Origin of the sequence: Microcoleus sp. C2D2, from assembly GCF_036702495.1 — a bacterium.
In the GTDB taxonomy this organism is placed as follows: domain Bacteria; phylum Cyanobacteriota; class Cyanobacteriia; order Cyanobacteriales; family Microcoleaceae; genus Microcoleus.
The window spans coordinates 1-15,410 of record NZ_JAUBTO010000102.1 but is presented as its reverse complement, the minus strand read 5'-3'; the positions used below and the strand labels follow the sequence as shown (position 1 = coordinate 15,410).

The 15,410-nt window shown below is 43.1% G+C and carries 9 protein-coding genes; 4 read left to right on the top strand and 5 right to left on the bottom strand.

Translation table 11 applies throughout. The annotated features are described in order from the left end of the window. Positions 1 to 117: 117 nt before the first annotated feature. From QUB61_RS26505 to QUB61_RS26490, 4 genes are read left to right on the top strand one after another with little or no spacing between them, the layout of a single operon-like run. Positions 118 to 1,767, top strand: a complete 1,650-nt coding sequence (locus QUB61_RS26505; protein ID WP_333133137.1) for a sigma factor-like helix-turn-helix DNA-binding protein — start codon at positions 118 to 120, stop codon at positions 1,765 to 1,767. 4 nt (positions 1,768 to 1,771) lie between these two features. Further along, positions 1,772 to 3,205: a DUF1822 family protein gene (locus QUB61_RS26500; protein WP_333133136.1), complete on the top strand. Its 1,434-nt coding sequence runs from the start codon at positions 1,772 to 1,774 to the stop codon at positions 3,203 to 3,205. 28 nt (positions 3,206 to 3,233) lie between these two features. Further along, a complete protein-coding gene (locus QUB61_RS26495) occupies positions 3,234 to 5,576 on the top strand; it encodes a CHASE2 domain-containing protein (protein WP_333133135.1) in 2,343 nt (780 codons plus the stop codon). A 27-nt stretch (positions 5,577 to 5,603) separates the two neighbouring features. Continuing rightward, the gene (locus QUB61_RS26490) at positions 5,604 to 6,332 is read left to right on the top strand and encodes a DUF928 domain-containing protein (RefSeq protein ID WP_333133134.1); all 729 of its coding nucleotides are present in this window, start codon (positions 5,604 to 5,606) and stop codon (positions 6,330 to 6,332) included. Between the two features lie 21 nt (positions 6,333 to 6,353). On the opposite strand, the gene QUB61_RS26485 is transcribed toward QUB61_RS26490, so the two are convergent. From QUB61_RS26485 to QUB61_RS26465, 5 genes are all read right to left on the bottom strand, one after another. Next, positions 6,354 to 9,200 carry a CHAT domain-containing protein gene (locus QUB61_RS26485; protein WP_333133133.1) on the bottom strand — a complete coding sequence of 949 codons (2,847 nt, stop codon included), beginning with the start codon at positions 9,198 to 9,200 and terminating at the stop codon, positions 6,354 to 6,356. Positions 9,201 to 9,340: 140 nt separating this feature from the next. Continuing rightward, on the bottom strand, positions 9,341 to 11,287 hold the full coding sequence (locus tag QUB61_RS26480) for a ShlB/FhaC/HecB family hemolysin secretion/activation protein (protein ID WP_333133131.1): 1,947 nt from the start codon (positions 11,285 to 11,287) through the stop codon (positions 9,341 to 9,343). Continuing rightward, on the bottom strand, positions 11,277 to 14,015 hold the full coding sequence (locus tag QUB61_RS26475; RefSeq protein ID WP_333133130.1) for a two-partner secretion domain-containing protein: 2,739 nt from the start codon (positions 14,013 to 14,015) through the stop codon (positions 11,277 to 11,279). Before QUB61_RS26475 ends, QUB61_RS26480 begins: the two co-directional genes overlap by 11 nt. An 824-nt stretch (positions 14,016 to 14,839) precedes the next feature. Beyond that, positions 14,840 to 15,121 (bottom strand): proprotein convertase P-domain-containing protein, encoded by a 282-nt coding sequence (locus QUB61_RS26470; protein WP_333133129.1) that lies wholly within the window; start codon positions 15,119 to 15,121, stop codon positions 14,840 to 14,842. Positions 15,122 to 15,160: 39 nt separating this feature from the next. Then, entirely contained in the window at positions 15,161 to 15,343 is a 183-nt protein-coding gene (locus QUB61_RS26465; protein ID WP_333133128.1) for a hypothetical protein, read from the bottom strand. Positions 15,344 to 15,410: the final 67 nt, after the last annotated feature.

Sequence of the window (15,410 nt, the reverse complement as noted above, 5' to 3'; positions counted from 1 at the left end):
AACCTGCGATGGCATAGCTGCCTAGGCTGAGGCATTGGTTTGGCCAAGGCGAGTCAAGTTTAAACTAAAAAATCCCGTCTCAATTTTTTCTTTATTGTTCTTGGAGAATCGGCTAAGATGCCTAATCCTTTTAACCAGGAAATTATTCCCAGACTGCCCGAGCGTCGAGATAACGCCGAGAATTTTTTTACCTATCTCATACTGGCAACCCGCAATCGTCGCCCTGTCATTCAGTGGCAAATTCATGCTGAACTTAAACGCAACTTTGAGTTATACCAAGAATGCAACCAGACGTTTTCACAGTTGTGTAGCCAGCCTAATCAAGCTCAAAATATAGCCGAATTTTGGAGGCAGATAGCGATAAATCCATCGCTGAGGATCCAAGACTGGGAGCCAGCCCATAGAAAAACGCTAGCTTTGCAACACTTGGGTAGTTACTTTGAAAAAGACTGCTACTACGCAGCTAGAAAAGTAGGGTCAAAGTCAAGCGATTGCTCTTGGGAGGAGTATCTCTACTGCGCAAGGGTTTTTATTTGCAATTACGAATTTTTTATTAAACTGTTACAGTCTTATAACGTTTCACATCAGGTTTCTTTAGATACCTACATTCAGCAAAGTTTGATCAAAACCATCCAGGGATCTATCAGTAAGTTCTCGCGGTGGCGGTTGCTAACTCGCCAAAGTGATAAATATCTCCAAGAAGCCCTACAAAGAGTTGGAACTCAAGAACCTAACATTTCTCAATTTATATTTGCACGCAAATATTTTAAACAAGTTTATCGCTTTAATAAGGTTAATAATCCCGCAATTCGGGAACCAGGGCAAAAATGGCCGAATCCTGACAGCGAAGACTTTCAGGCAGCGGCGGAATGTTACAATGCTGAAAAGTATCTGCCTTCAGCACCCCATGAAGTTTCGGCAGGTTCAAGCATTAACGGAGAGCAAATGCAAGCTTGGATGAAAATCTGCATAGCTGCCTTACAAAATTACCCCAAATCCATCAATCCTCAATTCTCTATAGAAGCACTTCAAGAACAAGGTCATGAAGGATTTTTGGATAAGTCACAGCTAGAAAAAGCCAATATAGCAAAACCTACAAATTCTGGCACAGCGCTAAGAGAATTACTTAACCGAACTGACTCTGCTTTTCGCAAACAGCTAGAAAGCCTCAAACCCGATCAGCACAAAATTCTTTTACTTTATTATGGTGCTGGATTCAAGCAAAAACAACTAGCTATTCAATTGAATTTGAACCAGTCATCCATTTCGAGACGACTTGATGCTATTAAAATTAAACTACTACAAGCTATGGTAGAAATGTCCCAGCCCCATCAATGGGTTGCCGATTATGTAGTTGAATGGCTACAGAAAAATTTTCGTGCTCCCCTGCACTCAGATTTAATTCAAGTCGCTTTAGTTCAAGCAATTAAAGAACTTGAATCAGAAGAACAAGAGGTTTTACGCCTCCGGTACGGTCAGCAGGTAGCGGAAGAGAAAATCGCCACTGAGTTTTGCATGGATTTGTTAGCGGTCAGTGCCATAATATTTCAAGCTCAGCAGAAATTAGAGGGAAATTTGATCGAGGTACTGAATACTTGGGTGAAGGAGTATGTGGAAAAATGGCTAGTGAAGTTTTATCAAGCTCAAATTTTAGCTGCTGGTCAAACTCTGAATCTATCTGTAGCGGGTAAAGATACCTCTCAAATTATTGAGACTATCGTTCAAGAATGCTTGCAAACTTTGATGAGTTGTAAAAAAGGAGAATAATAAAATGTTTCACTTAAACCAATTACAGCCTTTTGATTCTGAGAATTCCAACCTGTTACGGTTAACAATTAACAAAGCCGATCGCGAAATTGCTTGGCAGCAAGCTCAACATCATTCTAATCCGATTTCTCGTTATAATGCTTATCTCAATGGTGCTTGTTTAAACGCTATCTTGAACTGGTTATCAGAATGGCTGGCAGGAGAAGCATTCCCTCAACCTTCAGTCTGGCACAGTCAGGATATTTCTAGCTTTTGGGAAGTGGTGAATGGCACTGCAATTCAGATTGGCGATACTAGATTAGTATTAATCCCCAGTGACGAGGGAGATTTGGAGGAATTGTGTGTACCCCAAGAGTGGGTTGATATTCCTAACTGGAGTGCTGATTATTATCTCCCTGTGCAGGTGAATTTGGATGGTGATGAGGATGAGTGTTGGATGGAGGTGTGCGGGTTTGCGACGCACCGCCAACTGAAGAATGAAGGCACATACAGCGCGGGCGATCGTACTTATGCTTTGCCAACAAAGGAATTAACCCAATCTCTGGTTGTCATGCAAATTACTCTAGGGTTAAACTTGCAAGCAGAAGTCTCACCCTTGCCAAGTTTATCCGATCTGAAAGCGACTGAATTATTACATAATTTGGGTAATTCCTCGGTATATTCTCCCCGGCTGATAGTCCCATTTGAACAGTGGGCATCTTTCTTAGCCAATGATGAATGCAGGCAACAACTATATAATCAGCGTTTAGGAATGATTCAAAGTCAAGCAAATTTACTTCAGCGGGCAAAGAATTATTTCCAAGCTGGGTGGCAGATGACTGATGAAATAATTGAAAAGCTGGGAATTTTCGATCCTAATTTGGTTTTTGCAATCACAGGTTCTGAAGCGTATCGCTACGGTGGTTCTAGCAGCCATTCGGGAATTCCTACATTGCTTGACTTATTGCACGATCGCAATAAAGGGAATCAATGGCGGGCTGCTGACTTATTAGGTCGTGTTGAGCCTGGAAATGCCGAGGCGATTTCAGCATTGACTAACTTGCTGAAAACCACAAAAGATGATGATGTGCGCTGCCAAGCAGCCGTCAGCTTGGGAAAACTTGACCCCAAAAATTCCGCTGCAGGGGTCAGAATTGGTAAAATTATTGAATTAACAATACGCCTTGATACTGTTCGCGTTTTGCTGGAAATAACTCTCTTGCCTGAAGGAAGCGATCAAACCAATGTTTACTTGCGGGTATTGCCCGTGCGATCGAAAACTCTGCCACTAAATCTCGAAGTAATTGTCCTACATGAAGATGGCGAAGTCTTGTGGGAGGAACAAGCCGATAGTGATACTAATATATTTCAAAATGACTTTAGCGGAACTATCGGCGATTATTTCCAGGTTAAAGTCGCTTACCAGGAAGTTAGCATCACAGAAGATTTTACTATTTAACTCAATTAGGAGCACAATATCAAAGATTATGAGCAAGCTAGTAATTTTGGAAATAAGCAATGCGGACAGTGAGCAACGCTATCCTGTCACGCTCAGAATTGGTGATAGTATTCACTCTATCAATTCTCAAATTAGCGGCTACTTGCCGCCGGCTAAAGATTTGAGGGAAACCTATCATAATTTGCAGAAAGCTCGTGATAGTCGCGGCTTTGGTTATTATCGTAAGTTTGAACAGATGAAAAAGGGTAAAATTACAAAAATATCGGTTAAGAAATCAGCCGATTGTGTAAAAAAAAGTGTTAATGATTGGCTAACTTCTAAGGATGAATGTTTTTATTCAGTCCAGGAGCAGCTATTAGAAGTATTGATAAGTGAGAGAGGGAATGTTAGGTTAATGATTCAAACAGATGATGTTTATCTATGGCGTTTGCCTTGGCATTTATGGGATAAATTGGATCGTTTTAAAATTGAACCTATTTTTAGTCGTTTACTTTTAACTAATACTACATCTAATTTAAGAAAAAATTATCCTAAGAACAAGATAAAAATTTTGGTAATTCTGGGAGACTGTACAGACATTGATGTTCAGGGAGATTTAGTGTTATTAAAAGAATCAATTTCCCATAATGATGCAGAGATTGAAACTTTAGTAGCTACTAGCAGCAGTAAGCTTAATAATCAGTTATGGGAACAAAATTGGGATATTTTATTTTTTGCCGGTCATAGTTCTACGGAAGATGGTTACAGGCAGGGTCAGCTTGCTCTGAGTGAAACTGAAAGTATATCGATTGAACAGTTAAAGTATGGTTTAGAAAATGCCATTAAGCACGGTTTAAAATTAGCGATTTTCAATTCTTGTGACGGCATGGGATTAGTAAATGAACTGGCTTCTTTGCAAATTCCAGCCGTAATTGCCATGCGAGAACGAGTGCCGGATGAAGTCGCTCAAAAGTTTTTGGAATATTTTCTAGAGGCATTTGCTAGAGAAAAGAAGTCTTTGCCTGACTCAGTTAGGAAGGCACGGGAAAGGCTGCACGGGATGGAGGTTGAATATCCCTGTGCTAGTTGGCTACCGATGATTTATGAGCATCCAGCTGTTGAGTCTCCAAGCTGGGATGAGTTGCTGAAGGGGAATGAGAAAGAACGTCAGCGTGTTTCGATTTGGCGCAATCTTCAGACTGTGTTGGTGGCTAGTGTGTTGGTCACAAGTGGTGTCATGGGAGTGCGATGGATGGGATTGTTAGAACCTTTAGAACTTCCTGCTTACGATCATTTAATGCGGCAGCGCCAACCTGAGCCGATCGATCCGCGGCTTTTAGTTGTTGAAGTTACAGGAAGCGATCTTGATAAATATGGCAATCCCGTGAACGATGCGACGGTAGCTAAGCTTATCAAGAAGATAGAACAGGATCGGCCGCGGGCGATCGGCTTAACTTTGCATCGCTATCAACCCCAACAACTAGGTAGAGAAGCTTTAATCGCCCAATTTAACAATCCCAATCTTTTCGGTGTATGTGCCTTTGGCGATGGGAATCAAAAAGGTTATCCACCTGCGCCTGAATTATCAGAAAAACAAATCAAAGACCAAATAGGTTTTAGTGATTTAGAAATAGACGATCAGCCGGGCAATAATGGTCGTATGGTGCGCCGCCAACTACTCTCCTATAATACGAAGCTATTTCCTTCTTCTTGCCCTTCACCTTTTAGCCTAAGCTTTCAATTAGCATACCGATTTATATATCGAGAAAATATACCGATAATTCAAGATAATGACACTTGGAAATTTGGTCAAGTTATCTTAAAACCCCTTGCACCTCTGACGGGCGCTTATCAAAAGTTAGGTGAAAGCGACCAAATCCTGCTGAATTACCGCGCCAACATTAGACCCGCCCAAAAAGTAACTCTTACAGAACTTATAGAAGGACGAGTTAGCCGTAATTTAATCAAAGATAAAGTTGTCTTAATTGGTGTTAACGATCCCAGAGGAAAAGAAGAGGTAGATACTCCTTATGGGAGAATGCCAACAGTATGGGTTCATGCCCACATGGTTAGCCAAATTCTTAGCGCTGTTATCGATAAACCTAACCGCCCTTTATTGTGGGTGTTGCCACAATGGAGTTTTATGCAGTGGGGGGATACACTTTTTATTGGGGTGTTTGCCTTGACTGGAGGATTTTTAGCTCGGCAGTTCCGATCCGTTTTACAATTGACCTTAACTGCTGGCATAGCAACTTGCATCATCTATTACCTTTGCCTCGCCATCCTGCACAGAGGAGGCTGGATGCCAATTGTCCCGTCGCTGTTAGCGTTGTTCGCCAGTGGAGGTACTGCGATCGTCTATACTGTGAGGGAGCAAAACAGGCATAAATAGCTCCTTATACATTAATCATTAATCAAGATGCAACCATTGCATTTAGAATTCGCTTCGGTTCTGGCAATACTAATCGGCATGACCCCCTACCCTACCTGGATACAAACACCTTTTAGCGTTCTGGTCACTCAAAACCCCGACAAATCCTCTGACAAAGGCCCTCCTCCAGGGCGAAGAGTACCCGGTGGAGACCTCGATCCGCTGAGTCGGAACTGTAAAAAGACAAGTCAGCCACTTACTGTTCTCGTTCCTGCTAATAGCCAGGGAACAATTACTTCTGAACGCTTCACTTTATGGTTTTATGTCCCCTACGAGCCCGAAGACATAACCTCCGCAGAGTTCTTAGTGCTCAACCGAGATGAAACAGAGTATGTCTACGAAACTCAATTTACGCTACCTAAAACACCGGGAATTGTCAGCATTAGCCTGCCGTTATCAGCAAAAACTTCCTTGGAAACAGGGAAATATTATCATTGGTACTTAACACTTAAGTGTAAAGGTTCCACAATTAACACACCAGATATAGAAATGGACGGATGGGTACAACGAATCCTACACAAGCCTAGCACAACTAATCAAATAGACACGGCAGCATCAGAAGGTTGGTATGATGCTGTGAACAATTTAGCTAACCGCCTCATTGCTTCTCCACAAGATACAAAATTAAAGCAGGAATGGACAGATTTATTAAAATCTGTTGGTTTGCAGAATTTAGCTCAAGAACCCTTAATTGGTCCAGTTCAGATTTCTCAATAATCCTTAAATCCTTATTTTTTATTAATAAATTAAGGGGAGCCAATTACCAACTAAAACATAGTTTGCCCAAATATGAGCATTTTTATATCCGTCTTCCTCGATCAGGCTTTTTTGAGCGGTATGGAGCGCTGTAGCCATTTTCATACCTGGTTTGCGTAATTGATTGTAGAAGCGCACCATCAACTTAGCAGTCGCTTCATCATCTGCTTTCCATAAGGTTGACAGGGTGCTGCGAGCTCCCGATCGCACGGCCAGTCCCGCCAAACCCAGTGTTGCTCGATCGTCTCCTTTGGCTGTTTGACAAGCACTGAGTACAAGCAACTCAATAGTATGACCTTTTCCTTCGGTACCAGTTTTCACCAAGTTATCCAAATCTTTACTTCTAAGCAAGCTTCTATACGCAACAAGAAATGTCTTTTCCGGTTGAGAACTAAACTGACCGTGCGTTTTTATATGGATGATTGAATAGTTTTCTAATGGAATAAGTTGGCGGATTTTATCAAGAGTAAATTCTGCATTTAAAAGCAGTTTATTGATTGGCATAATCCTATCTATACCATTAATCTCTTCCTTTAATTTTTTAATGGCTTCAAATTCTCTATCTTCGATAGGTGGCTGTTTTTCATCAACGCCGCCTGCAAACAACTTTATATCTGTGAATCGAGAATGTTGCCTTTCTTTAGTTTTGATAAGCTGTAGACCCGGAGCAAGAACAATATCATATTTTTTTTGAATGAAATATTGCTTTCCATCATAGAGGACGGCCATTGGAATCTTCTGCAAAGGTCTGTCTAATACAAAAACCAATGTTTCCACATTCAAGCTTTTTTCAAGAGAAAATTCAATTGGTTTAAATATCCATTGATACAACTGTTCCGCTGTTCTGAGTACGTCAGGATTTTTCGCCCTTTCTTCCAGATACCCTCCCAACTGTCTCAAAGTAGTTCTGATAGTTTTCTCTAAGACAGGAGTTGCTTGATACTCTAATTCCGATTGTCCCGGTAATTTTAAAATAATTGCTAAACGATTTGGTAAAATAATTGTATGGATAACTGCTGCTTTTGGATCGTATTTTTCGGCAATTGTATCAATTTCTTCTGCCTTATTCACCACAACACAAGCATCTCTAAAAAAGTTATCCAACTCAGCCACCTGAAGGGCCTCAATAACATTACGGGCTTGCTTTAAATTCCCTTGACTAGGCTTCTCCCCCTGCAACAATAAATCCACCAATTCCCGATAAACAGGCTCTACCAGATCGCGAAAATCGAACTGTCCATCCCGACTAATCGGCACCAAATCATTGCGTATCGACTGTAGCGTATTAAATGCAGCCGTATAAGCCGCGATCGCACCTTCAATGTCTTTCTCCTCCCCATCCCGGCGAATCCGCCCCAATTGCCACTGCCACTGATAGGCAAGATCCTGCGAATTTAGCTTAACATCCTGCGACAACAATAAAGCTTGTTCCGTACACTGTTGAGCCTCCAGCCATTGCTGATTCTGTTCATACACTTCACCCAAATTGCCCAAAGCATAGGCTGTTGCCCTTAAATCACCCAAATCCCTAGCCAACTTGATAGCTTTTGCTCCCAATTCGACAATTTCTCTCCAAGACACAGACTCCATATTTTCAAGGGAACTTTCAGCCACAATTGAATAATTTCGCAAACAGTAGTTTGATAAATTTTGTGGAGTTACGCTCGATAAATTTGAAACATTGCTAGCATTTTTTATTCGTTCACTATTAAGGTGAACCAAACTATTCATTAAACTGACTTCCGCATAAACTATCTTGCGACTTGGTGGCAACTTACTTAATTGAGACAAAATTTCTAACCGCAATTCTTTACTTTTCTTTAAATCTACAGCCAATCCGATTTGAGGGTCAACTAAAAGACTTAATAAATTAAGTTGTGCCTGGACTTTCACAAAGGAGTTATTTCTCGCCACTTTCGCAGTTTTTTCATATAAATCTCTAGAAGCTTGGTAGTATTTTTTAGGATTGTCATCGTCCAATTCCGACAAAAAATTATTTCTATTTCCTAGAAAATTGTAAGTATCACCTAAACTTAGTAATACCAAAGCTTTTTCTTGAGGATATTCTTGTTTAGTAATGACTCGATCTATTTGTTGCAGCAGCTCTTGTGACTCATTCAAATAGCCAAGCTGTCTCAATACATCGCCAAGGAGACGCGCTCCGGTAATTTGAATATTTTTTAAATTAGGTTTTGATGGCGTTTTGACACTTTCTTTGATTCTCTCTAATTTTTGAGTAATTAACTGCTGACAGTCCTGATTGGGGATGGCGAAGTTTTCGGGATTGTTTGATTCGACAACTGGAATAATTGCTTGGCAAGCTTGCTGATATAAACCTAATTCTTGCAGAGCTTTAATTTGAGCAATTAGGCTACGTTTCCAGCCTAAATCATCCTTTAAATTAACATAAATATTCGTGGCTCGTTGCCCGGTTTGCAAAGCAAGATTGACTTGTCCCTGTTCCCATTGTTCATTATATTGAATATCTAGAATTTGGGCAATCGCCTTTAATTCCCCTGGCGAATTTACCCTAGCCTCATGCGGTAACAAATTCCGACTCTGGGCGATCGCCCTATTTGCCTCTTCCCAACGCCCCAACTGTTGATACGTTAACGAAAGATTACTCAGGGCGATCGCCTGATTCAACCAATCTCCCCCTAATTCAAAACCCGCGACAGCTTGCTCCCAATACTTTGCCGCCTGTTCCAATTCCCCAGCAGCATAAGTTCTTCTAGCTAAATCCTCCCATTCCTTCGGGTCTCGTGGCTGATTGCTAATCCCTAAAGTCGCAGCAGTTATTGCAAATTTATCCACTTTTTGCCAACTCATGGGTAATTTTTCAACCCCAATTATTGCCAATTTAGAGGCGAATTGAGCCTTAACATTTACCGCAAAAAATAAGGATACCACCGCAACAAGTATAATAGTAAATACCCTCAGGCTTCGTGACCACCTCGGACGGGCGGGTTTCAAAAAGAGAACCTCGATAAGACGGAAAAATGTAAACCTTTTTCTTGCCACGTTGTTCCCCTTAAATTTCTATCAACTAAAGGAATACCCCAATAAAAATTGGCCGATATAGTATCACCCAACTCCCACCGCAAACCCGTACCTAGTGATACCAAGACTTGACGTTCAAAATTCTCTCTAACGGAACTATTCCAAACAGTACCAGCATCAACAAAAGGGGCAATTTGTAAAACTCCTAACCCCCGATCGGATCGACCAACAATCGGAAACCTGAGTTCTGCCGATGCTGAAATCCCATTGTCACCCAAAAAGATATCCTGGCGATAGCCTCTAACACTATTTCCACCCCCAATACCAAATTGTTCTAGAGGTAAAAGCGTCCTATCCGCCAATTGTATATCAGTTTTGACCAACAGGAAAGTGTCTCTTCTTAAGCGACGAATCCATTCTCCCTGACCGCGCCATGCCAAAAATCTGCTGTCAGGAGCGTCGCTATTAACAGTAGCATTAAACGCTCCCAATCCTACACTAAATTGAGAGCGAAAAGCCAATAATTCATCATTGTCCCGTGCAGTCCAATCTTGAAAAAACTTAACCGCTGATATTCCCGTGCGCCCTTTGGCATCTGCTCCCGCAGAAAGAGGGAAATCTTCCCCTAAAATTGAAGTGCCACTTTCCCGCCTAGTTGCTGTCACTCCGATAGCTAACTCTTGTCTAGGATTTATCAATAAAGGTTGGCGCAAAGTTATATCTAAATATTGCGCTTCGGCTTTTATATCAACCTTTTCAAAAGGTTTCTCTACGACGCGATTGCCAGTAACGCCCGCTGATAAATTAATTGTGCCATTGTTAGGATTTAATGGCAATGTATAGCTTAGGTCAAAAGCATTACTGCCCTCAGTATTGGTGTAAGCCACACTCAAGCCATCGCCTTTTCCTAATAAGTTTGCTTCGGTTAGCTGTAGCTGGCGGCGGAAACTGCCGACACTGGGAGCCCGTCGATTATCTAGCAGCAATGCAGCACTAAATGTTTTTTCTTCCTCGAAGTTAACTTCTAGAGCACTTCTGTTGGACTGAGAACCGGGTATCAACTCAGCAGAAATATTTCCAATTAAAGGATCTAGTTCGAGCAATCGTAAGGCATCTAGCAGGCGAGAAACTTGTAAAGGCTGGGAGGATCTCGCCAAACGGCTGCATACATAATTGAGATTTAAGCGCTGCTTTCCCGTTCGCCTCCTAACCCGAATTGATTCTAAGCCACCTTCAACGATTTTGATGGTAACTTCCCCAGCCGCCCCTCGGTTTTGCAACCTTTGATTTGGTTCTTCGCTAGTGGTGGGAATGTATGCAAAAGAGTTAATATATCCTCGGTCATTATAGAATTTTGTTACTTCGGAAATCAGTTGCTGCAATTGAGGAAATGTGATTTTGGTTTCCGAGAATCGGTTAGTATTGCTATCTAATCTTAGGAATTTGCTAGTAATTTCAGTTTCCAGGGTTTGTTGACTGAAAACTGTGTTACCAATGAAGCGAAAATTAGTGACAGAGATTGCCTCAATTACTTCATTAGTATTGCTATCTTCGGGCGTTTGAGTTAGAGGAGATTGCGGTTCTGGCGATCGTACTGGGAGCGGACATTCGTAAAGTTGACTGCTATCCGGATTAGGTTCAGTTTTTCTTTCCTGCAAGCTAGGAGATGGATTAGCTGGCTGCGGTAGGTTGGGCTGGGAAGGGACGGTTTGCGGTCTTAAAGGCTCTGAGAGGTTAGGATTTTGAGTTTCGGTAGGTGTCTGTGTTATGAAATCTGAGCGCTCGTTGAGTTCTTCTATTGGGAATAGGGGAACAGTTTGTGCTTTCACCGGCCAAACCGTCGAACTACTAGCTAATATTCCCGCAGCTATTTGTAGCAGCCGATCGCCCCATTTCTGATTTCCTTTATCGACCATAGCAGCCACGGGTAGGATTAAAAGGGCTGTGGAGAGTAACAGCAGCAGGATTAGCGGTAAAGATAACTTCTCCTTTGCGGTTAAGGGCCCAACCTTGAGCCGATACGGTGGGGGCGGGAGTGAGGCGAGCTTGTTGGGGTGCAGCAGCTCTGGTTCGTTGTTCTACAGGGGCTACAGCGTCGGCTAAACCGACTGCGGCTGAGCCATTGCTGAGTGTTTCCGCGGGATTAGCTGGCAAGCCGCGCCCAATTCTGGTAAAGGTTTTATCGCTTCCCGACTGTTGTTGACCGGGACAAATTTGGGCGATCGCGTCGGGATTGGCGATCGTATCTGGCAACTGAACGACTCCCTGGGTGGGGTCAATGTCAGGGGTGTTGAGGAGTACCTCGCCGTCGAGCTGCAGGCCCGCCAAGGAGGTAGCGGTTATGTCGCTGGTGAGGTTAGAGCCGGGATTTCCTTCACGGCGCGATCTGGTTCCGAAGAGTCCTTCTGGGGCTGTAATTTCGACGCGGCCGGCTTCGCTGCTGACTGCATTGGCTGTGATGTCGCTGTTAGTGCCAGCAATTAACGCTCTGGTATCAATTTTGATATTGCCGCCTCTGGCATCGCCGCTCGCTGTAACAGTAATATTGCTGTTGTTACGCATTTGTAAGAAGTTGGAAACTTGGAGGTTGACGTTGCCGAAGTCGCCGGATCTAGTTTCTGCGGTAATGGTTCCTCTGTCTAGTCGAATGTCACGGGCTGTTACCTCCAGGTTGCCGGCAGATCCCGTACCTCTACTCCCATCCACACCAACAATTGCCCCATCCCGTACCCTCAGCAGTCCTGTATTAATCGTTACACTCCCTGCTTCTCCGCTGCCCGTTGTTGCTGCGGTCAAACGGCTGGGCAAGCGCCCGTCCGCCCTGACGAAGGGAGAAACCTCTGCTGGCACGATGCCGGAAGTTCCAGCCACTTCAATAGACTCTGAGGCATTGACTGTCAAAGAACCTCCCTTTCCACCTGCAAAAGTATCTGCTGATATCGTGGCTCCATCCCGAACCGTTAACTGCCTCGTTGTTACTGTTAGGTTATCTGCATTGCCAGCCTTAGAGTCTGTTGCTAACCCTGTGGACTGGGTGGACAAGCCACTAGGAAACCCCTCTATATCTGTACCCGTCAGTTCGACAGACTCTCTGGCGTTTACAGTTAAAGTCCCTGCTTGCCCCCTACCTTGAGTTGTTGCTGATACCTTACCGCCATTTTGAGCGATTAAGCGTTCTGTTTCAATACTGATATTGCCACCGCGCCCATTAACAGCAGTCAGAGCCGATACTGCAGCCCCATCTTGAATAATCAACTGCTTGGACGCTTGAATGAGTATATTGCCTGCATTCCCGGCGCCAATGGTGCTAGATGAAATTTCACCTCCATCTCGCAAAATTAACTCTCTGGTGGAAATGGTTAAGTCTTGTGAATTGCCAGAAGAATCACGTTCAGCCTGAGTTAACAAGGCACTAGGAGCTTGACTGTTTACCGATCGCCCAATCACTTCTATAGACTGGGAAGCAGTGACAGTTAATCTTCCCCCTGAACCCTCAGAAAAAGTATTTGAGCCTACCTGTGCCCCCTCTCGCAGAATTAATCGACCAGTTGCGATCGTCAAATCTCCTGCATTTCCCGTTGCTGGCAAAGTTTGCCCTTCTTTTACAACAACTTGAGCAAAGAAACCGCTGGGCATAGTGCCATCAGAATTAGTTCCACTCAGTTCTATGGAATCTGTCGCTGTGACGGATAAATTGCCCCCTCGACCAGAACCTTTGGTTGTTGTATCTACATTACCGCCACCTTCAGCGATGAACTGTGCTGCTTGGATAGAGACTGTACGTCCGTCTTGGCTTCCGAAAGTCTGAGAGATAATTCCTGAGTTCTCCGTCAGCACCACCCGCCGTCCCTGTACTTGAATAGTGCCGCCACCTTCACCGCTAGCATCTTTATCATCACTAGCATTTACAGCCGCGCCCTGTGATAGCTGAATATCCTGGAAGTTCTGGACACCTGCATATCCCAAAGCGAAACCTGAGTCATTGAAAGTCAAGCTAACTAAACTGTTAGCACCGACACTCCCAAGTTCAATTCTGCCTCCGGGTGCTGTCAAAAAGCCACCGGGAAGCACTACGTCGCCACCCACTAGCCCTAAAGTTTGACCGGGTGAAACTTTTAAGCCTATAGGTTCCTCATTTCCTTGGCCGCTGTCTTTCTGGGCAGAAACGATCGCAGATTGATTGACAATTTGACCTGGATTCGGGCCGAATTGCAAGCTAGTGGGAATGCTGATAGTTAGCAGAGGATTTGCTTGGGGATTGGTGGCACTGAATGATGTGCCGTCAGCGAAGTTGATGCTATTGGCTGTAGTGCCTAAAAACGAGCCACCGATATTCAGGCTGGCCTTTGGGCCAAAAATAATGCCGTTGGGGTTGAGGAGAAATAGGTTAGCGCTGCCATTCGCTTTGAGGATGCCATCAATGTTAGAAATTGACCCACCTGTGACGCGAGTAAAGATATTTTGAATGGTATCAACGTTGTTAAAAAATGCTGTACCGCCGGTGGGGACGGAAAATTCCCGAAAGCTATGGAATAGGTTGGGGCCCGCTGCTGTGCCGCCTTGAATCCTTAAGGTGTTGCCGTCTGAGGTGACGGTGGAGTTGAGCGGTAGAGTGCGATCGGGGACAATTTGGGCAGTTACCAAAGTTGGAAAGCCACAAACGTAAAATAGAATACAGAATATTTGAGCTTTTGTTTTATGGCTCACGAGGAAGGAAGAGATAAAAGGGTTATGAATCAAAATGTTGAGCTAATCTTACAAGATAATGAGCTGAGGATGTAACCATCACCTGATTAATTGTAGGGAAACGGCACGGCGCCGTGTCCTGACTGTCGGTAACCGGTAAAATCAACCGGATTGGATGATGAAATTGCCCGAACGTGCCATCGGGTATAGCCTTAGTTGCCTATTATTTAACCAATTTTATTTTTAATTAGAATAGAACAGCATCAGTAGAACCTGCATATAGTTGACTTTTCACTGAATCACTAACATTACCATTTATATATGTTGCAAACATTATTTATCAGAAGCTTGTATGTATCATCTAACTGTACTGTTACCAGCAGAGATATATAAATTATCCAGTGATACCTTACTGCCATGTAATTTAATCAGTGGACGATCTGACAATCCAGGCTGAGTCATGCCATGAATAATCACTGAATCGGTAATCAGGGGCAATGGTTATAGTAATCAAATGGTAAAACCATTGGTGCTAGTCTTGTAGCTCAAATCACTGAGAGGAATCTTGAAGAGAACAGTCCCCTTGCCAGGAATGCTATTAGCCCACTTCAAAACATATCGTCAAGGGCCGGAATCGCTGTTTTTTGTATTAGTAACAATATTGGGAGATTAGTCGAGTTTTAATCCGAAGAGATTGAGTTTCCAATTGTTCCACATTCTTCTAATTGGTTGACATTGTTATCAATAACCTGTAACTTCCATTCACCCTGGGATAACTCACCTCAGTGTCGAAAAGACATAAACTTCCACTGAGAAGAATCTGGCACAATCTCATCGCTACCGCTTGAATTCGGGGTTTGAGGTATGGGATTTGCTAACACTGATTCAGTTCCACTTGGTGAAATTAGTTTTATCGTGAAGTCGCTCCAGTCTGGATGGGTGACATCACAAATTACTTCGGCTTTTTCAACAATAATATTTTCGGAAAGCGTAGTATTCGCTTTTATTCCCTTTTCGTTGCTATCAGGAATCATTTTAATCACCTTCTGCAAGCCCGAAGTCACTGAAACTTCGTTTCCTACTGGTGTCCAATTAACAGCAGCCTACACCGCAGCGGCAGCATCGATCGCCCAAAAGCCATATTCATAACTCACCCAACGTCTTCCTCCATTCTGCTGCCATTTTGAGTTCCCATTCTTATCTTTGCTACTAGGGTCATTTTTCTGAGCCGTATTAACCAAAATGTGCTGCACGTCGCGTGTGATTAGGGTAGGATCATTACTCACAAGTTAAGCTAAAAGCACTATTGTCAATGAGTAAAATTACTCATCTTTTACCTATTGACCCAATTAA

Excerpts from the sequence above, each read along its gene's own strand:
- QUB61_RS26505 (WP_333133137.1), top strand. The coding sequence starts at position 118 with ATGCCTAATCCTTTTAACCAGGAAATTATTCCCAGACTGCCCGAGCGT.
- QUB61_RS26485 (WP_333133133.1), bottom strand. The coding sequence starts at position 9,200 with ATGAGTTGGCAAAAAGTGGATAAATTTGCAATAACTGCTGCGACTTTA.
- QUB61_RS26490 (WP_333133134.1), top strand. The coding sequence starts at position 5,604 with ATGCAACCATTGCATTTAGAATTCGCTTCGGTTCTGGCAATACTAATC.
- QUB61_RS26495 (WP_333133135.1), top strand. The coding sequence starts at position 3,234 with ATGAGCAAGCTAGTAATTTTGGAAATAAGCAATGCGGACAGTGAGCAA.
- QUB61_RS26480 (WP_333133131.1), bottom strand. The coding sequence starts at position 11,287 with ATGGTCGATAAAGGAAATCAGAAATGGGGCGATCGGCTGCTACAAATA.
- QUB61_RS26500 (WP_333133136.1), top strand. The coding sequence starts at position 1,772 with ATGTTTCACTTAAACCAATTACAGCCTTTTGATTCTGAGAATTCCAAC.